Origin of the sequence: Candidatus Ponderosibacter sp. Uisw_141_02 (genome assembly GCF_048087665.1) — a bacterium.
Classification (GTDB): Bacteria; Pseudomonadota; Alphaproteobacteria; order Puniceispirillales; family Puniceispirillaceae; genus UBA3439.
Map to the genome: position 1 here is coordinate 775804 of NZ_CP159807.1, position 17631 is coordinate 793434.

Here is a 17631-nt window from a genome sequence, read left to right on the forward strand (position 1 = left end):
AAGCGTGGAACGCGCCTGGTAAATAATTTAGCAAACCATATCTGACAAAAACTGCAAAATTAGTGTAACATGCTGTTGAGCAGCTGCTTCAAGTTTACTACCTAATAAAATCAAGTTGAAAGCATTGACGATGAACAAAAATGCTGACGTCAAACAAGCCGAGCATCTTCAACAATGGTCTGACAAGGCCGTGCTTTCTCTCTCAGCCTCGTTGGTGTTTGGTAGGGAAAGAGCTAGTGAGATTGCCCAGCCACTATTGATCGCTTTATTTTCATTGACCGCAAATGATTATGAAAAAGCGCTGGAGATAATCGTTAAAATTGATAATTTTTCAGTTAAACGAATATTTTTAGAGCAATTCAAATACACTTATATCCGTAATTCGGGCCTGGAAGATTTTTCTGCTTTGATCGAAAAAGTAGATTTTTCTAATCAGCAAATGTCTGATAGGTATGACAATGCTCTTTTAAGATTATTTAATGAAAACGAGAAGAATACTGCGTTGCTCAGTAGAAGTCTCAGGGCGTTACCAATAACAGCTAGGCGCTTGGCTTTGAAAAGGCTTTCGAGTAAAGAATTTGAAACCTTTAAGAGGGTTAAACTCACAGGTAAGACGTTAAGAAAAAAACACAACCTCCTTTCACGCGATGCCGGGGAGCCTGCCTGGTTCTGGGTATGGGTGTTGATTTTTATTGTTCTTGCAACTCTTGGAGTTGCATACATTTGACAAGTAAACGGTGCCATATAATGAGGCTAACGCACAGGCTGGCGTTGTAATGCCTCCGGTGATATCGCAATGGCGCACTCGAGAGGCTGGGGTTTCTTCCTACAGACACCAAATAACATCTATCATCAAACGTCTCTGCCAGTTTAGGCGTAGCTAGTTGCCAGCAACTGGTGCAAAAACTGACGTGCAAAAAGTACCAGTCGACTTACAATAAAAAAACGTAATCACTTAATAAATTTTATTTGAGTTGGCGTTTGCTGTGTAAGCCATAAATGCTGAGGGGAATTTAGCGCTTTTTTGACCTTACTAACATTTAGCCACCACTTATTGTAATAGCTGCGTCAAAAGATTTTTTGACTGATTGGCGATTGATAGCATTTGATTGGATGACTGTGATAATATTTGGTGCTTTGCAAGTTTGGCTGACTCAAGTGCAAAATCGGCGTCAATAATTCGTCCAATGGCAACTTCCGTTTTTACAGCGGCTGAGCTCAAATTATTGATTGATGCCATCATTCTGTTGATGGATGCCCCTATAATAGATCTTTGTTCGTTCATTGTCTGTAAAATCGACAACGTGGTGTCAAATGTTTGCGTCGCGTTGGCCTGAGTTGTCAAATCGACAAATGTGGGCAACGTTGTCGATAGGGTAGCTCCGGGGGTAATGGCAAGAGTAAATGTATCTGAGGCATTTGGGCCAACTTGGATTGTATATGGCGTTCCGCCAACTGTTCCATTGACTACTTGAAGCTCATTAAACCGCGTATTTGCCGCAACCATCTGAAATTGGGAAACTAATTGATCTGCTTCAAGCTGTGCGAGAGCTCTATCAGCATCAGAGTAAGTACCGTTCGCCATCTGAACACCGAGCTCTTTAATGCGGTGCGTTATATTCGCAAACTGCTCCACTGCAACTTCTTGCACGTTTAAAAGTGATAGTGCGTCAGCCGCAGTTTTGATCGACGCTTTTTGGCCCATCAGTTGAGCATTCATTTTCATAAAAACGGCAGCGCCAGCGGCATCATCGGCGCCAAAGTTTAACCTTTTGCCAGATGAAAGACGAAGCGCAGCAGTGTCGACTTCGCTGTTAGCAATTTGCCCAGCAAGTCGTGCCTTTAACGCAGATGTATTTGTGTTAATTACCGTCATCTTCCCAACGCATTGTGGATAGCCTGACTTCGTTAACGTCATTAAGCACAAAAATGTGAGAAAAAAGGCGCATTAATGAGCTTCATGCGCCAGAGTGAAATGCCAACTAAAAGAACGCCTTTATGCCTGATGATTTTTAGCTGCCACAAAGTTCCCTCGTTGATTGATGCAATTAGAATGGAGCCGGTAACATGGATGTCTGAAATCACTAGAGCGCAGCAGCCTCAGAAAGGGTGCTGAGGCCTATGTAAACCTTAGGGCCATGGGCTGCAGACTCTAGGCAGTTAGAACTTAAGCTTAGAAAGTCACACCTGAAACCTTGGAAATAACACTTAAGGGTGGGCATGATCCCGCCGCCTGCTGCATTTGTATACCAAAACAAAACCACAACTCAGGCTTTGACCCCGGTAAACCCTATCAGTTGCCTTTTTGGATGCAGATTAATGGATCACGAAAATGCCTACAAACTTATTTAGGAAAAGCGGGTGCCTAGCCCCGAGTGATAGTATTTCACCTAAATCGCTGTAACACTCAATCAAGGCAGCCAATATCTATTCAATACATCAGGAAAGGAGTCGAAGCATTGCCCCTTTCGATGCGTTTCCGTGCGTTAACATGGCGACCCCAGATTGTTGCAAAAGTTGTGACTTGGCACGACGCGTAGCTTCACCCGCGATGTCGGCATCTGAAACTCGGCCAGCCGCAACTTTGGTGCTTTTTTGTGTGTTACTTAAATTTTCAATAGTACTTGAGATCCTGTTCACATTGGCGCCGATATCACCTCTAACCGAGTTTACTTTTTCAATTGCCGCATCAATGGTTGACATGGCATCACGCGCATCGGAAGAAGTATCAAATGAAACACGCCCAGAATCAAGCTGTAGGTCACTCGAATTCACCGCCTCCATTGTGACATTTATTTGGTCTTCAGTTGACGAACCGACTTGCAGATTTATATCTTCGCCTGAAAGTGGAGTTCGACCATTGAACGATGTGCTATCGGCTATGCGGCTTATTTCGGCAGTTAATTGATCAGCCTCGCTTTGCAACGCCTCACGTTGTGCAATACTGTTAGTCCCATTGGCAGCTTGTACTGCAAGTTCTTTCATTCTGTTTAGGATATTTGAGATTTTAGCGGCGCCTGAATCAGCTGTTTGCAACAGGCCTTGCCCATCTGCAGCATTCCTGATTGCTTGTTCCTTTCCGGATAAGGCCGCTTCTAATTTGGACAGCACCGCTATTCCAGCTGCATCATCAGCGGCGCTGTTAATGCTTTTGCCACTGGATAATTTTTCAATTGTCTTTTCATAAAAGTTTTGATTTTTGCTTGAGGCATTTGCCCCAAATATAAATCCAGGTTTTGTATTAATATTTATAGCCATTATGACCTCCGATGAAAAAGGCTTCGCAAAAACCCTAACGACGCAAACTTAAAAAGTTTTAGTTATTTTAATTTTTTTTTTACTCTGGACACCAAAGTACTGATTACAGATCATAATTTTTGCAAACTGTATGCTAATAGAGGTGTTGCAAAATCAACTGTAAGCCGATTGAAGCCATGATTCTACGTCACATTCCTCTGGCATCTTCGTCCAGTAGGACTATATAACTGGGTCATAACCTTTCAAATATCTGTGCCTAATGCCAGTGAAGTACGGCCAATAGCATCGCAATCATCAGATGGTTGACTGCATTTGCGCTAAGGAAAAAATGAGGCGGCACTTATATGTCGCTACGACTGTTTATTTTGACCGTCATTCCATTGGTGACTTAATATCCCTTTTGGTGTTTGCCAAAAGGCTAAATAACAAATCCAGCTTGCACCTTTTTAATCGCGGCTAACGCATTGATGGAAAGCGGCCCTTTATTCACCGCGGCCGTTGCCTGTTGCAGCTCTTCAAGCGTTGCAATGCCAATTTCGGTTGTTGGCAAGGCCGAATTCGAAATTACATAACGGATTGCCAATTCAATCAATGATCCAGCATGACCGGCTTCGACCAGCGGCATGAATGCAAGCCCGCGTTTTACATCGGTTGCGTAATCAGTTTCAGATCCAATCGGCGTAACATTGCTCATGCCAAGCGGGTGACGCGCCGCGCTGCCGGACAATGCACCACCAGCCAGAACGCGAACACCAATCGCCCCAACGCCATGATCCTTGGCGGTTTCAAGAAGCAATTTATAATCGTCTGACGGATAATTGGCATCGATTGGTTCGCCGGCCGAGGGGACAAGCAAGTTGTAAAACACCTGCGCGCTGGCAAACACGCCGCAGGAAACCAGCTTGTGAACATCATCGGCTTCGCCTTTTGCCGTAAAGCCAAGAAACCGAGCCTTGCCGGTGTCGCGAAGCTTGTCAAAGGCCGGCACAACCGCATCCATAATCTGGCCAATCGTCAATGTGCCGCGAAAATCGGTTCGGCCTAACGTGTTGTGAAGCTGGAAAATATCAACATGTTCAAGCCTTAGCCGGGCGAGGCTGGCATCAAGCGAACGGGTGATGGCACCATAAACGTCGGATAAATCATCATTGCTTAGCCCGACTTTCGTGCTGATCACCAAACCGTCGCTATTGCCATTCAGTGCACGCCCAAGATTTTCCTCGGAAACGCCATTGCCATAGCTTGCCGCCGTATCAAAAAAATTAATGCCATGATCACGAGCCCAGCCAATGGCACGATCCTGATCGCGCGCATCGCCTTTGGTCATCAACCCGCCAACGGCACCACATCCAAAGGTCAGTCGCGACACCGCAAGGCCGGTATTGCCAAATTTCCGTTGTTCCATGCGCCAATGTTCCTTTTGCACTCAATGATGGTATTTCGATTGAAATCCCAAAATATTATGCGTCTATTTTCGTGCATCCACCAGCCCTAACGGTACAGGCAGGGCTGCATAACGCAAAGCACCGGGACGGCATGAAAACAGGCGGTAAAAATGCTGGCAAACCCATTGCCTGAACCGGCTATGCCGCGATAGAATTGTAACTGTCGCTGCCAGGCTTGCTGTTACGCTGTTGCCATGCTGTGACAACAAGGAATTGTTCAAAAACATGTCGAAAATAATTTTGGCAAAAAGCTGATACGGCCAATAAGGCCAAATAGACGAATAAGGAATCGCATGTCACATGCGTGATAAAGACAAAAATAACCTACCAGCCAATCCGGCACATGATGATAACAATTTGCCGATGGGCAGGGCGCTTCGTTGTGATTTTGTGGGTGGCGCGGTGCGGCATCGTTTGCACTTTGGTGGTGGGCGAGGACAGGATTTGCCAAAGGCGGTGGGTTTCAAGCCGAGCGTTAACCCGCATATTATCGATGCGACGGCGGGGCTTGGCCGTGATGCTTTTTTGCTGGCCTCGCTCGGTGCCACGGTTACAATGATCGAACGTTCTGCAGATATGCATGCATTATTGCTCGATGGCATGGCGCGGGCGCTTGATGCGGGCGGGGTGACTGCCGAAATCATTAGCCGGATGACGCTGATCCATGGCGATGCTATCCAGCTTTTACCCAGCCTATCGCCGGAAATCGTGCTTGTTGACCCGATGCACCCGCCGCGCAATAAATCGGCTTTGGTCAAGGCGGAGATGCGCCAAATTCGTGCGATTGTCGGCATTGATAATGATCAGACCCGCCTGATGCAAACCGCGTTGGCGCATGCGTTGCGGCGTGTTGTTTTAAAATGGCCAGCCAAGGCCGCACCAATGGCCGATATCGCACCAGCATCACATCAGATCATTGGCAAAACGGTTCGTTATGATGTGTTTATGCGATCCTGATCGGTGGTTCAATTACGCGCCGTGATGAAAACTCGCGTTGTTTAATTTTGGCAATTAGTTTTATGGTTGGACCATCTAGCTAATTGATGTCAGGCCAATGTGCCATGATGCCGTTCAATTGTGCGCCGTTACATTACCGAAACAGGGAAACAATCTATGGATCATAAAATTGGTGTCATACCGTTTGATATTAGCGGCGATAACATTGCCATCATGTTTGTTACATCCCAGCGGCGTGGGCGCTGGATTTTGCCAAAGGGCAACCTAAAGCCAGATGAAAGCCATAAAAAGGGGTGCAAGCGTGAAGCCTTTGAAGAGGCGGGAATCAAAGGTCGTATCCTGACCGATTTTCCGATGACCCATGTGGTGACCAAATCCAATAATGGTGCCGTTAGTCAGGTTGCGGTGACCTATTATCCGATGTTGGTGTCAAAGCAATTTGACGAATGGCCCGAACAGCTAAAACGCGAACGCCATTGGGCGTTGCTAGACGATGCGCCACGGGTGACTGATCGTGAAGATTTCCGACTGGTGATTAACCAATTTGCCGCGATTAAACCGCTGATACTAAAAACTGCAAAACATAAAAAAGCATAGCGGCTAGCGTGGCCGATGCTGGCACGGTGATAACCCATGCCGCCCCAATCGACAGCATAAATTGTCGCCTTACCAGCTTGCGCCGCAGTCTGATGTTGACGTTTTTAAAAGCGTCAAGCGCGGTGGCGTTCAGCTTGTGACTTGGCTTTAGGCGCTTTTTGTCGGGGTTTTCAATAAATTCACGAAGAAACCCAACGCCAAAAATGGCACCAATCGCAATATGGGTTGAACTAACCGGCAAACCCAATGTCGTGGCAATCAACACAGTTACAGCTGAGGCTAGCGCAACGCAATAAGCACGCGGCGCGTTCAAGCGGGTGATTTTTTCCCCAACGGTATTGATCAATTTCGGCCCGAATAATAACAGGCCAAGTACCAGACCAGCCGCGCCAATGATCATCACCCAAAGCGGAATGGCGACCTTTGCGGCAACACCGCCCGAACTAAAGGTCGACACAATCGCGGCCAAAGGGCCAACGGCATTGGCCACATCATTCGCGCCATGGGCAAAACATAACAGCGAAACACCAATCACCAAAGGCAGGTCAAACAGCGTGTAGATTTGCTTTTTGCGGTTGGTGATTGATTTAGCGCGTTTGGCGATATAGGGGACCGACAAAAGCCATGCGATAAAAAACGCGGCAATTGAATAGGCGTAAATCTCGATCGTCGATGGTTTCCAAATTTTTTTTAGCCCCTTCATTGCCATATAGGCCGTAAAGGCGCTTGCCATCAAACCGATTAAAACCGGCACCCAGCGGCGCGCTGCCTGTTTGCGGTCTTCGGCATTCAAAATCTTGACCTTGATCAATAACAACAGCGCCGCGGCGACAATACCGCCAAAAACAGGCGAAATAACCCAGCTTGCGGCGATTTTCGACATGGTTATCCAATTGACCAAGCCAAAGCCAGCCCCGGCGATTCCCGCGCCCATAACCCCGCCAACAATCGAATGGGTGGTTGAAACCGGCGCATTTAAAAAGGTTGCTAGATTAATCCATAGCGCGGCGGCGAATAGGGCGCTTAGCATCAGATTTCGAAAATCGGTCGCCGTCACGCCATCGCCGGGGTTGATAATACCTTTGGCCACTGTTTGTACAACATCGCCGCCAGCCAGAATTGCACCAGCGCTCTCACAAACTGCAGCAATCACAACGGCAGCGGTAACCGTCAACACCTTGCCGCCAACTGCCGGCCCCATGTTATTGGCAACATCATTTGCGCCAATATTCAGCGCCATGTAGCCGCCGATAATCGCCGCGGCAACCAGCATGACGATATTTTCACTGGCGACATCAAGGCTTAGGCTGCCATAAATGCCAGCAATAATTAAAAAGATGGCCGCAATCACAAAGGGCAAAAGCCCTGATCGGGCATTTTTGACTTGGCCCTGTTGATAATTCATCCGGCGCAAATCATTGATATAGCGATTGGATTGCTTTAGCTGGGTCTTTTTCATGATCTCGCCTTGCACTGTAATCTTAGAAATATTGTCAGTCTTATATTGCCATGCCAGCAAAAACACAGCCAGCCGTAAGCAACGGCAAGGGCAATGTTTAAACTGACAACGGAGCAGCCATAGCAAATTTGATCTGATCAGGCCATGCCAGAGGCAAGTTTATTTGCTGCCTAGCAGGGCTGGTGGCCAAGCCATTGCCGAAGCCGTGTCTTGACATAGATTCCGTCAACATTTGGCAAGGCGCGCGGCGGATTGTCGGTGGTAATCTTCACCACGGCCAAACGCGGGCCAGTTGGATCGTTCGGTTTATTGGTGAAAGCATCAAGAACATCATAATCATAGATGGTCTGACAACCAACAAACCCACACCCAGTGGCAATCTCGGCAAGGTCGACACCATGTGATGTATGGCTTTTCTGCATGCCGGTTTCGCCAAAATGCCCATTGTCCAGAACAACAATGCTAAGATTATTTGGCTTTTGCGCCGCAACCGTGGCAAGCGCGCCAATCCCCATTAAGGCCTCACCATCGCCGGTGATGACCATCACTTGCCGGTCAGGTTCGGCAATGGCAAGGCCAAGACCGATCATAACAGCACCGCCCATCGCACCCCATAAATAGAAATTGGCATGATGGTCGCCAGCGGCATAGACATCATAGGTTGACGAGCCAAGGCCGCAAACCACAAGCATATCATCACGATTTTGCAGCAAATGTTCTACCGCCGCACGGCGTTCAATGGTTACTATTTCTGACATCTCTACCACTCCTTGCGGCCAATAAGGCGCTGCGATAATAGAATTGCGATTTTCTGTTCACTGGCAAAAGCGGCGTAAAGGGCGGCGTCTACCGTCGGCCCAACTTCGTCAGGGCTGTTACAACGCATCACTTCGATACCCATCATTTCAAAGCTGGTTGGCGTGGCGCGCGCCATTGGCACCTGCCATGAATTAAATTCGCCATATTCGCCGCGCATGCTGACAATCGTCACAAAAGGAAAATTGCAATTAGTGACAAGGCTAAGCATGTTGACGCAATTGCCAACGCCGCTTGATTGCATCAAAAGCGCCGATTTCTTGCCGCCAAGCCATGCACCGCAAGATGATGCAATGCCTTCCTCTTCGGTGGTCAGCACAATTGGCGTCATATCAGGGTCATCATGTACCCGCCGGATTAAATGCGCATGACCGGCATCGGGAACATAGGGAACCTGGCTGATGTCAGCTTTCTTGAAAGCGTTATAAATATCATCTTCCCAAATATGGGGTGTGGAAACAGCCATTTGCTTTCTCTCAATTATCACGTTTCATTTGAATGCCGCAGACGATTGCGATGCTGTATAGATTTGTGGCGACCAAGAAAATGATCGCTTCGATAATTTACGATAGATAAGAAAGCGCGGCCAAGGCAACTGACAAATGCTGGTGGCGGGAAAATATTTCCAACGACGCATTTGGATCAGCATTGGCAGCGACGTTTTTTGCTGGCACTGTTGTGAGTGCTGGCCGTTTGGCCGTTGGGAAATGATTCGAAATAACCGAAGGCCAAGCCCTTTTGCAAGGAGATATGCATGATGAAGACCTATCAACATTATATTAATGGGGCGTTATGTGATCCAGCTTCGGGTGAATGGTTTGACAGTGAAAATCCCTATACGGGTGAAGTATGGGCGAAAATAGCCCGTGGCAATGCTGAAGATGTGGATCGTGCGGTGACAGCGGCAAAAGCCACCTTTGACGGTGAATGGGGTGCAACTGGCCCAACCGCCCGCGGCAAGCTGATGGTCAAGCTGGCCGAAATTATCGAGCGCGAGGCCGTACGGCTTGGCGAGATCGAAGTTCGTGACAATGGCAAGCTGATTGCCGAAATGGGCGCGCAAACCAAATATCTGGCTGAATGGTACCGGTATTTTGGCGGGCTTGCCGACAAGATTGAAGGCGCGGTCATCCCCTCTGACAAGCCTGGTATTTTCAATTTCACCCGTTATGAGCCGCTTGGCGTTATTGGCATGATTACGGCGTGGAATTCGCCTTTGCTGTTGCTGTCATGGAAATTGGCACCGGCTTTGGCGGCGGGAAATACCGCCGTGGTAAAACCATCCGAATATACCTCAGCATCAACATTGGAATTTATGGCACTTATCGAAGAAGCAGGCTTTCCCGCGGGTGTGGTGAATGCAATTACCGGTTTTGGTATGGAGGTTGGCGCGCCTTTGGTCGATCACCCCCATGTTGATAAGATTGCCTTTACTGGCTCGGATGTGTCGGGGCAGAAAATCTATGAGGCAGCGGCCAAGAAAATCATGCCGGTCACGCTAGAACTTGGCGGTAAATCCCCCAATATCGTTTTTGAAGATGCCGATTTTGAAGCCGCCGTCATGGGTGCGATTTCGGGAATTTTTGCAGCAACAGGACAAACCTGCATCGCCGGATCACGGCTTCTTGTGCAGCGTTCGATCCATGATAAATTTGTAAAACGCCTTGTCGAGGTTGCCGGCGTGGCGAAAATTGGTGATCCAATGTCGACCGAAACGCATGTGGGGCCGGTCACAACGATGCCGCAATATGAAAAAATCATGGATTATATCAATATTGCAAAATCCGAAGGGGCTGTTTGCGTTCTTGGCGGCGATGCTTATCGCGGTGCGGAGGCAAAGGGCAAACAATTTGTCCAGCCAACGATCTTTACCGGCGTTCATAACCAAATGCGCATCGCCCAAGAAGAAGTATTTGGGCCGGTTCTGTCAGTGATCCCGTTTGATACTGAAGATGAGGCAATTGCCATTGGCAATGACATTGTTTACGGGCTGGCTGCGGGGGTCTGGACAAGTGATATTGGCCGTGCTTTGCGCATGTCGGAAAAACTAAAGGCGGGAACGGTCTGGGTGAATACCTATCGCGCGGTTAGCTTTACCTCGCCATTTGGTGGCTATAAGCGCAGCGGTGAAGGGCGTGAAAGTGGCAAGGAATCAATCAAGGAATTCCTGCAGGTTAAATCGGTCTGGATTGCCCAGCAAACCACAGCGGCGAACCCCTTTATTATGCGTTGATGTTTATCATGCCTAATCATATGCTGGCTTAACAGTTTTTGGCTCAAAAATTTTTAGGTTGGCGTTTGGCTGCCAGCCGTTGGATGATGGCGGGTTTTGGCTGGTCAATTCTGCCGTGAAAATAATCAAGAATGGTAAAATCATCAGGCAGTCTTGCAGCCAGCTCGCCGTCCTGTAACAGAAAGTCAGGATTGCTTGGGCGGCCAAAGGATTCATTGCCGGTGGAAAAGGTTTCATAGGCAAGATAGCCGCCCGGCCGCACAAGCCCGAATAAATCATCAAGCCGTGGCCGGTAAAGGTAATTGGCGACAATCACAATATCGAACCCATCATCAGCAAAGCCCCATATATTCATATCTTCCAGATCAAATTGGCAGATTTCAATTTGCGGACATCTGGTCTTTAACGCCGCCAATGCAGCATGATCGCGGTCAATTGCCACGAATGAAAACCGGCCGGGAAAAGCATGATCCAGCGCGCAGCAATGCCGCCCACCGCCCGCCGCAAAATCAAGAATTCTGGCGCCATCTGGCCAGTTTTGCGCCTGCTGCATAATCCAATCAGATGGCGGCGATAGCGGGGGTGGGGTGGTCATTGGCATGACGGGTCTGTTTTGGTGAAAAAACGGATAAGGGCGGCCAAGGTTTGATTGGGTGCTTCTTCGGCCAGAAAATGCCCACTATTGATCGACTGACCCTCAACATGGCCGGCATATTTTTGCCATTCGGCAATCACATCATAATGTTTGCCAACAAATCCGATATCGCCCCATAGCGCCAGAACAGGCATTTTCAGTTTTTTGCCATTATCGGCAGCATCATGGTCTAGATCGATGCTGGCTGCGGCACGATAATCCTCGCAACTGGCATGAATGGTGGCCGGATTTTTAAAACAGCGCAAATATTCGGCAAAGGCCTGATCGGTAATGGCGCCTTTGGTGCGACCCCAATGACCGGTCTTATGATGCAGAAAAAATTCTGGATCATGGCCGATCAAAGTTTCGGGAAAGGGGGCTGGTTGAATCAAAAAGAACCAATGGTAATAGGCGGTGGCAAATGCCTTGTCGGTTGTGCCATACATTGCCTCGGTTGGCGTGATATCAAGCACTGCAAGATGGGTCACCGCATCCGGGTTATCACGCGCCAAACGATGGGCAACACGCCCGCCGCGATCATGGCCAGCAACGGCGAAATGATCATGTCCCAACGCGGTCATTAGCGCCATCATATCTGCCGCCATGGCACGCTTTGAGTAGGGGCTGTGATTGGCATCGGTTTCTGGCTTGTCGCTATCGCCATAGCCGCGAAGGTCGGGGATCACGACGCTGAACTGGCTGGCAAGGGCAGGGACAATCTTATGCCACATATAACCGGTCTGCGGATAACCATGAAGCAGTAACAGCGGCGGCCCCGTTCCGGCCATACGAAAATGAATGCCAACCCCATCATGGATATTTGTGTTGCTGATAAAGTCGGTGGTGAAATCCATCTCTGGCTGTCCTTTGGTTTTGGCCGCAGATTTTGGTCGTTACGTTAGGAGCTGTTGTTTGGCTGATGTGGTTGTTTTTAAATGCTGCCAGATATGATCAAGCTGGCTGTCCTGTTTGCGTTTTAGGCGCATAAGATTAATGGTAAGGCCAATATCCCATTGATTGGCACCAGCCCGGCACAGAACGCCGGTCTGAATGTCAGCGGCAATCAGGCTGTGCGGAAGCCACGACACCCCCGAACCGTTCCAGGCACGAACCCGAAGCGCGCCAACCATCGAATTTTGATAAACTGGTTTTAACCGGTCGCGGTCAATGCGGCCAGCCATATGGCGTGAAAACAGCTTGCCAAGTGATGATCCGGGTGAAAAGCCGATATGGGGAAGCGAGGCGCTGGTATCATCATCCAATGAATATAGGGGGTGGCTATTTTCATCGGGTTTGCAAACCGGCACCAGCCTGTCGGTTCCGATCTCGATGGCCTCGCTGATGGCACCGCTCGCGCGTCCGTCAATAAGTGGATTGTTATAGGCAATTAGAAAATCAACATCGCCAACCAGAAAACTGCTTATGCAATCGGGAAGATCATCAACCCGAAGGCGCGACATAATTGGCCCGAAGCTATTTTCAAAGCCTTGCAGCCAATCAGGAAAGAACCGCCAAGCCACCGAATGCTGGGCGGCAAAACGGACAACATAGTGATCGGCCATCAGGTTGCTTTGTTGCAAAATATTCCGTTCATCAGCAAGCCGTTTGAAAGATGATAAAGCCACATCAAGGATCTGCTCGCCAGCTGGTGTCAGCCTGACAGGGCGCGAACGGCGGTCAACAAGCGAAAATCCGGCCCAATCTTCCAAAGCCTTGATGCGTCGGCTCAAGGCGGGCTGGCTGATATGCGATTTTTGTGCTGCCAATGAGAAATGGCCAGTTTCCTGAACGGCTGCCAGGTCATCAAACCATTGAAAATCCATGACTATGATTGCTCCATGCAAAAAACGCATCATGTGAATGCAAAATAAACATTGGCATTAATGACTAAAGCGCGTCAAGGTTTATCATATCATGATGCGCTGCAAACGGCGTGTTTGATGTAACTCAGACAAAAGAACGGATGCCACAGAATGGCTAAAAAGCTAAGTGAATTTCCTTCAGTTCCCCTTTGCCACCAACCAACGCCGTTGGAATTTATGCCGCGGATGAGTGAATCGCTTGGCGGACCAAGGCTATGGATCAAACGCGATGATTGTACCGGCCTTGCCACCGGCGGTAACAAGACGCGCAAGCTGGAATTTTTGATTGCTGATGCGATTGAAAAAGGCGCTGATATGGTGGTGACACAGGGCGCGGTTCAATCAAATCATGTCCGTCAGACGGCCGCCGCCGCCTGCAAATTTGGCCTTGATTGCCATGCGCTTTTGGAACGGCGTGTGCCGGATCGGGCAAATGATTACGAAACTACAGGCAATGTTCTTTTCGATCAGATGTTTGGTACAAGCCTCGAATTTCGGCCAGCGGGTCTGGATATGAATGCCGAAGCGATGGCGGTGACCGAGAAGCTGGCTGCGGCTGGCCGCAAGGCCTATTTTATTCCGGGCGGTGGTTCAAACGAGATTGGTGCGCTTGGATATGTTTCCTGCGCCTATGAACTGCTTGAGCAGATCAAAGCGAATAAACTTGATGTTGGCTGGATTGTTCTAGCAACGGGAAGTGCGGGAACGCATGCTGGTATGCTGGCTGGTCTGCATGCAGCTGGGTCAACAATTCCAGTTATGGGAGTAAGCGTTCGCCAGCCTGAGGACAAGCAAATTGCCGCGGTTCACAAACTGGCAGTTTTAACTGCTGCACAATTGACCGATACGCCGCTTGGTGTTGAAAAAGTGATTGTCGATGATGGTTACGTTGGCGCTGGTTATGGTCAACCAACCCAAGGCACGCTTGACGCAATTAACCTGATCGCACGGCGTGAGGGACTGCTTTTTGATCCGGTTTATTCGGGCAAAGGGCTTGCAGGCATGATTGGACTTGCTGGTCAGAATTTTTTCGAGTCTGACAAAGATGTCATCTTCTTGCATACTGGTGGCGCAGCCGCATTATTTGCCTATGGCAACCAATTGGCAGAACATGCGGCAAATGGATAATGCGTTTAGACCAAACCCATCAGCCTTGGCCGAAGAGCCAGAATTTCCGGTAATCCCCTTGTTGATTAGAAGGACAGTGGCTCCATTATCTGCCGCGCTGATTGCGGCAGAGAGTGCGGCAAGGCCACCGCCAACCACTAATACATCACAATAAAAATTAGATTTTTCAGATTTCAACTACGTATCTGCCAGTATTTTTTTTCAAAAAAATCTGCTGTCAAGTAAGGCCAGCGCAAAGGCTGGCTTTACTATAACAACGTTAGTTCATCATTTAAGCACCAGGTGCGCGATATGCACCGGTTATTTTGTTTGCTCGACCGGCTATGTCGTTCATATCAATATATTCGAGCATCTCCAATTCGTTTAAAGCCCCTGATGCAGCCACCAAAACTTTCACAGCTGCTGCATCTTCGAAGCTCGAAACCTCTGCAACAACCGCTATATCGTACTTTCCTCTCAGGAATTGCAGGTCAATAAAATTACCACCCGACTTTTCTACCATGGCAGAAATTGCAGCACGCCTGTCATCTTCTGGATTTTTCAAAAACCCAGCAAGGCCAGCATTGGAGTATTTTCCTAAAAATAAAAACTTCATCTTTCTCTCCTTGTTTAGTCTGAAAATTTTGCCACAAAATAAGGCCAGCGCAAAGGCTGGCCGAGTTTGGGAGGAGAGGGTTAGGTTCAGTTTAGCAGTCGGTAAGGCAATTCAAGAAACCTAATATTTCCCTATTTTCTTGGCGCCACGATAAAATATTGCTTTTAGCGCCTCATTTGCTTTGTCGCGAAATGCGACATCTTGCTCGGCCATAACGGACGATGGCCGGGGGGTATGCTGATGGTATCTATACGTGTCTGAGCCTCGTGCTTGTTGGACAAATATTTTTCCGTGCACAGAATCTACGTTTGTCCCGATGTATGACTGAATAGCGAAGCCAATTCGACGGCTTTTGGAGCTATTATGGCCAGAGCCGTGGACAACCCACGGGTGGTGTAGGGATAATTGACCTGCTTTGAGTGCAACTGGAATTGTATCGTTTTTTGGAACATTTTGAACAGTTTGTCCGCGAGTAAGAAGATTCTCCTCGTCAAAAGTATCCAAGTGTTCGCGGGCGCCTTCTAAATGACTGCCAGGCCACATATACATACAACCGTTTTCGGTTGTGACATCGGACAATGCCAGCCAAGCAGTTACCCAATTTTCTGGTTCCAATCCTATGTAACGTGCATCTTGATGCCAGCTTATGAACCCTCGCTGCTCTGGTTCTTTGATGAACAATGTAGTTCCGCCAACTAAAAAATCTTTACCGATAAGGGTTTCGACAACATCAAGAATGTCGGGATTGTGAACTATTTTGTCAAAAAGTGAAGTTACATAATGAACATTGTTGCGGTTGCGACCGGTTACTGCTTCTGGATACGATGCTTCCAAAACTTCAAGTTCTTGCCTGATTGCTGCAGCCTCTTCCCGTGAATAGATATCAATCGGAGCAATGAAGCCGTCACGATTGTACAAGTCGATTTGTTCTTTTGTTAAATGGGACACCGAATCCTCCTGAACGAACCATTGACAGGTTGTTCAAAAGGCAGGGGAAAGTCAACGAGACAAACGAGACAGAAGTTATGATTTGTGCGTAGAGACTTTTGGTTGACTAAAATTAGCTAGCTATTGTCGATAGACTTATAAATATTCAATTCCCTCCAATATTTTTCTGCAAGTGCATTTGCGTCACTAATCCTCAACGCAAGTCCTCGAATGATTGCATTGCATATTGGGTCAGCTTGAGCCATTTTTGCCCGAAATACCGGCTCATCCAGCTTGATGAGCATCGCGTTAGTCTTTGCTCTCACAGTCACGGTTCTTGGTTCTGAGGTGATCAGGCCAACTTCGCCAAATAATTCACCTTCGTTTAAAACGCCGAGGACCATTCCCTGTTTGCTTTCTATCTGAACTGAGCCACTATGTACTAAATAGACGCTATCACTGGCATCGTTGACGCTGTAAATTACATTTCCTGCCTTAACTGCCATTTTGGCAAAGTTTTTTAAGCTTATTGGCTTCATTAGCGAACCTCCTCATAAGTTATCCTGTAACATATATTGTACAACGCAAAGGCTGGACGAGTTTGGAAAGGAATGGGTTAGGTTCAGTTTCGACGCTACGCTGATATCGTGACGGGTTTATGGCTGGGGTTTTGTCTTTGTTATACTGCCCAAGTGGAGACAATTCCGATGCTATATTAATTTTGCACATGCTATATATTTAGACAGGTGGGTCGACAACATTCGTATCAAAATTTGCTGGTGAAACAATTTCCAAAACTTCAAAGTCATCTGAGCATGCAATCTCACGATGCTTAATCATTGGAACTTGGAGAACCGCATCACCTTTTCGGATTGTGCGCTCTCCTTGACCATCATATTCAAATGTGGCCCAACCGTTTAATACATAAACCATTTGGAACTGACAGTCATGGACATGCCAAGACTGTACGCCGTCAGTGCCTTTGGTATCATTGCGGCGAATTACATGCGCTATGAAATCACCGTCAGTTCCACCCTTAACGCCGAGGTCACGGTAGTCAAATATTTTTCGAAGACCGGGCTTCCATTCGGCCTCATCTGCGACGCTATGAACAAATTCCCAATCGTTTTTATCAGTCATTATTTGTTACCTTTCCGTTATTACTAGTCGCCTTGCATTATGTTTGTGCTGCCCTAGAGCGTTACTGGCCTGTAATTGAAAAGCCCATCTGTTATGAACTGATAAGTCTTTTGACACCAAAACCTTTGCTTTTCATCCCATGTGTCAGCTGTCGACCCTGAAGAGCCTCTCGCCTTCGGTAATGTTAATACGATTTTGGATACGAACTTCCTCAACTTCAGGTTTGATTTTATCGAATACTGAAATTGCAGTTTTTTTATCTGGGTAGTGAATAATATACATTCCAGAGTTATCAGTGCTTTGAATAAATTCAGCAGAAATTGCTCCTAAGCGTATGACTTTTGGTGACCAAATATTTTCAAAATAAGTCACTGTCATATCAAACTGTAACTTAGATTGCGCAGTAATAGAAACAACCCTGATATACATCTTCAAACTCCCATTAAAATATTCACGTACTCTGCCACAAAACAAGGCCAGCGCAAAGGCTGGCCGTGAGTGCCGCCCCTCTGATGCAGGCGCTTTGCCGCCGACAGGCACCGCCCCCCTTCACCGGCTCCAATTTTATATGATTATAGCT

20 protein-coding genes are annotated in these 17631 nt (G+C 47.8%); 5 read left to right on the top strand and 15 right to left on the bottom strand.

Annotated elements, in window-relative coordinates; translation table 11 throughout:
* Positions 1-130 precede the first annotated feature (130 nt).
* Positions 131-727, top strand: a complete 597-nt coding sequence (locus ABXT40_RS03955) for a hypothetical protein (protein ID WP_443646540.1) — start codon at positions 131-133, stop codon at positions 725-727.
* 324 nt (positions 728-1051) lie between these two features.
* Here ABXT40_RS03955 and ABXT40_RS03960 read toward each other — a convergent pair whose 3' ends face one another.
* From ABXT40_RS03960 to ABXT40_RS03970, 3 genes are all read right to left on the bottom strand, one after another.
* Positions 1052-1876 carry a flagellin N-terminal helical domain-containing protein gene (locus ABXT40_RS03960; protein ID WP_443646541.1) on the bottom strand — a complete coding sequence of 275 codons (825 nt, stop codon included), beginning with the start codon at positions 1874-1876 and terminating at the stop codon, positions 1052-1054.
* Between the two features lie 563 nt (positions 1877-2439).
* On the bottom strand, positions 2440-3258 hold the full coding sequence (locus tag ABXT40_RS03965; RefSeq protein WP_443646542.1) for a flagellin N-terminal helical domain-containing protein: 819 nt from the start codon (positions 3256-3258) through the stop codon (positions 2440-2442).
* 418 nt (positions 3259-3676) lie between these two features.
* Complete coding sequence (locus ABXT40_RS03970; RefSeq protein WP_443646543.1) at positions 3677-4663, bottom strand: aldo/keto reductase; 987 nt, start codon at positions 4661-4663, stop codon at positions 3677-3679.
* Between the two features lie 403 nt (positions 4664-5066).
* On the opposite strand from ABXT40_RS03970, the gene ABXT40_RS03975 reads away from it, so the two are divergent.
* A complete protein-coding gene (locus tag ABXT40_RS03975) occupies positions 5067-5660 on the top strand; it encodes a class I SAM-dependent methyltransferase (RefSeq protein WP_443646955.1) in 594 nt (197 codons plus the stop codon).
* Between the two features lie 156 nt (positions 5661-5816).
* The gene (locus tag ABXT40_RS03980; protein WP_443646544.1) at positions 5817-6257 is read left to right on the top strand and encodes an NUDIX hydrolase; all 441 of its coding nucleotides are present in this window, start codon (positions 5817-5819) and stop codon (positions 6255-6257) included.
* On the opposite strand, the gene ABXT40_RS03985 is transcribed toward ABXT40_RS03980, so the two are convergent.
* The 3 genes from ABXT40_RS03985 to ABXT40_RS03995 all read right to left on the bottom strand — a co-directional run bounded on the left by ABXT40_RS03985 (position 6214) and on the right by ABXT40_RS03995 (position 8998).
* A complete protein-coding gene (locus ABXT40_RS03985; protein WP_443646545.1) occupies positions 6214-7716 on the bottom strand; it encodes an inorganic phosphate transporter in 1503 nt (500 codons plus the stop codon). The two genes, ABXT40_RS03980 and ABXT40_RS03985, sit on opposite strands and share 44 nt — an antisense overlap.
* Positions 7717-7886: 170 nt before the next feature.
* On the bottom strand, positions 7887-8474 hold the full coding sequence (locus ABXT40_RS03990; RefSeq protein WP_443646546.1) for a thiamine pyrophosphate-dependent enzyme: 588 nt from the start codon (positions 8472-8474) through the stop codon (positions 7887-7889).
* A gap of 2 nt (positions 8475-8476) precedes the next feature.
* Positions 8477-8998: a phosphonopyruvate decarboxylase gene (locus ABXT40_RS03995; protein WP_443646547.1), complete on the bottom strand. Its 522-nt coding sequence runs from the start codon at positions 8996-8998 to the stop codon at positions 8477-8479.
* 291 nt (positions 8999-9289) lie between these two features.
* Here ABXT40_RS03995 and ABXT40_RS04000 point away from each other — a divergent pair, with 291 nt between their 5' ends.
* Positions 9290-10765, top strand: a complete 1476-nt coding sequence (locus tag ABXT40_RS04000; protein WP_443646956.1) for an aldehyde dehydrogenase — start codon at positions 9290-9292, stop codon at positions 10763-10765.
* Between the two features lie 43 nt (positions 10766-10808).
* On the opposite strand, the gene ABXT40_RS04005 is transcribed toward ABXT40_RS04000, so the two are convergent.
* Genes ABXT40_RS04005 through ABXT40_RS04015 form a run of 3 tightly spaced genes read right to left on the bottom strand, consistent with a single transcriptional unit; the run spans position 10809 to position 13222 of the window.
* Positions 10809-11366, bottom strand: coding sequence for a class I SAM-dependent methyltransferase (locus ABXT40_RS04005; RefSeq protein WP_443646548.1), 558 nt, complete (start codon positions 11364-11366; stop codon positions 10809-10811).
* Positions 11357-12253 carry an alpha/beta fold hydrolase gene (locus tag ABXT40_RS04010; protein ID WP_443646549.1) on the bottom strand — a complete coding sequence of 299 codons (897 nt, stop codon included), beginning with the start codon at positions 12251-12253 and terminating at the stop codon, positions 11357-11359. The genes ABXT40_RS04005 and ABXT40_RS04010 overlap by 10 nt, the downstream gene beginning before the upstream one ends.
* A gap of 39 nt (positions 12254-12292) precedes the next feature.
* Complete coding sequence (locus ABXT40_RS04015; protein ID WP_443646550.1) at positions 12293-13222, bottom strand: LysR family transcriptional regulator; 930 nt, start codon at positions 13220-13222, stop codon at positions 12293-12295.
* 150 nt (positions 13223-13372) lie between these two features.
* On the opposite strand from ABXT40_RS04015, the gene ABXT40_RS04020 reads away from it, so the two are divergent.
* Complete coding sequence (locus tag ABXT40_RS04020) at positions 13373-14389, top strand: D-cysteine desulfhydrase (protein ID WP_443646551.1); 1017 nt, start codon at positions 13373-13375, stop codon at positions 14387-14389.
* On the opposite strand, the gene ABXT40_RS04025 is transcribed toward ABXT40_RS04020, so the two are convergent.
* The 6 genes from ABXT40_RS04025 to ABXT40_RS04050 all read right to left on the bottom strand — a co-directional run bounded on the left by ABXT40_RS04025 (position 14342) and on the right by ABXT40_RS04050 (position 17591).
* Positions 14342-14527: an FAD-binding protein gene (locus ABXT40_RS04025; protein WP_443646957.1), complete on the bottom strand. Its 186-nt coding sequence runs from the start codon at positions 14525-14527 to the stop codon at positions 14342-14344. The genes ABXT40_RS04020 and ABXT40_RS04025 overlap by 48 nt on opposite strands.
* A gap of 133 nt (positions 14528-14660) precedes the next feature.
* Positions 14661-14984, bottom strand: coding sequence for a GYD domain-containing protein (locus ABXT40_RS04030; RefSeq protein WP_443646552.1), 324 nt, complete (start codon positions 14982-14984; stop codon positions 14661-14663).
* Positions 14985-15104: 120 nt separating this feature from the next.
* A complete protein-coding gene (locus ABXT40_RS04035) occupies positions 15105-15932 on the bottom strand; it encodes a phytanoyl-CoA dioxygenase family protein (RefSeq protein WP_443646553.1) in 828 nt (275 codons plus the stop codon).
* A gap of 116 nt (positions 15933-16048) precedes the next feature.
* Positions 16049-16450 (bottom strand): cyclic nucleotide-binding domain-containing protein, encoded by a 402-nt coding sequence (locus ABXT40_RS04040; protein WP_443646554.1) that lies wholly within the window; start codon positions 16448-16450, stop codon positions 16049-16051.
* 199 nt (positions 16451-16649) lie between these two features.
* On the bottom strand, positions 16650-17051 hold the full coding sequence (locus tag ABXT40_RS04045) for a cupin domain-containing protein (RefSeq protein ID WP_443646555.1): 402 nt from the start codon (positions 17049-17051) through the stop codon (positions 16650-16652).
* Positions 17052-17195: 144 nt separating this feature from the next.
* Entirely contained in the window at positions 17196-17591 is a 396-nt protein-coding gene (locus tag ABXT40_RS04050; protein ID WP_443646556.1) for a hypothetical protein, read from the bottom strand.
* Positions 17592-17631 lie beyond the last annotated feature (40 nt).

Bases quoted from the DNA above. Each gene is read 5' to 3' on its own strand.
- ABXT40_RS03955 (WP_443646540.1), top strand. From the start codon at position 131: ATGAACAAAAATGCTGACGTCAAACAAGCCGAGCATCTTCAACAATGG.
- ABXT40_RS03960 (WP_443646541.1), bottom strand. From the start codon at position 1,876: ATGACGGTAATTAACACAAATACATCTGCGTTAAAGGCACGACTTGCT.
- ABXT40_RS03965 (WP_443646542.1), bottom strand. From the start codon at position 3,258: ATGGCTATAAATATTAATACAAAACCTGGATTTATATTTGGGGCAAAT.
- ABXT40_RS03970 (WP_443646543.1), bottom strand. From the start codon at position 4,663: ATGGAACAACGGAAATTTGGCAATACCGGCCTTGCGGTGTCGCGACTG.
- ABXT40_RS03975 (WP_443646955.1), top strand. From the start codon at position 5,067: ATGGGCAGGGCGCTTCGTTGTGATTTTGTGGGTGGCGCGGTGCGGCAT.
- ABXT40_RS03980 (WP_443646544.1), top strand. From the start codon at position 5,817: ATGGATCATAAAATTGGTGTCATACCGTTTGATATTAGCGGCGATAAC.
- ABXT40_RS03985 (WP_443646545.1), bottom strand. From the start codon at position 7,716: ATGAAAAAGACCCAGCTAAAGCAATCCAATCGCTATATCAATGATTTG.
- ABXT40_RS03990 (WP_443646546.1), bottom strand. From the start codon at position 8,474: ATGTCAGAAATAGTAACCATTGAACGCCGTGCGGCGGTAGAACATTTG.
- ABXT40_RS03995 (WP_443646547.1), bottom strand. From the start codon at position 8,998: ATGGCTGTTTCCACACCCCATATTTGGGAAGATGATATTTATAACGCT.
- ABXT40_RS04000 (WP_443646956.1), top strand. From the start codon at position 9,290: ATGAAGACCTATCAACATTATATTAATGGGGCGTTATGTGATCCAGCT.
- ABXT40_RS04005 (WP_443646548.1), bottom strand. From the start codon at position 11,366: ATGCCAATGACCACCCCACCCCCGCTATCGCCGCCATCTGATTGGATT.
- ABXT40_RS04010 (WP_443646549.1), bottom strand. From the start codon at position 12,253: ATGGATTTCACCACCGACTTTATCAGCAACACAAATATCCATGATGGG.
- ABXT40_RS04015 (WP_443646550.1), bottom strand. From the start codon at position 13,222: ATGGATTTTCAATGGTTTGATGACCTGGCAGCCGTTCAGGAAACTGGC.
- ABXT40_RS04020 (WP_443646551.1), top strand. From the start codon at position 13,373: ATGGCTAAAAAGCTAAGTGAATTTCCTTCAGTTCCCCTTTGCCACCAA.
- ABXT40_RS04030 (WP_443646552.1), bottom strand. From the start codon at position 14,984: ATGAAGTTTTTATTTTTAGGAAAATACTCCAATGCTGGCCTTGCTGGG.
- ABXT40_RS04040 (WP_443646554.1), bottom strand. From the start codon at position 16,450: ATGAAGCCAATAAGCTTAAAAAACTTTGCCAAAATGGCAGTTAAGGCA.
- ABXT40_RS04045 (WP_443646555.1), bottom strand. From the start codon at position 17,051: ATGACTGATAAAAACGATTGGGAATTTGTTCATAGCGTCGCAGATGAG.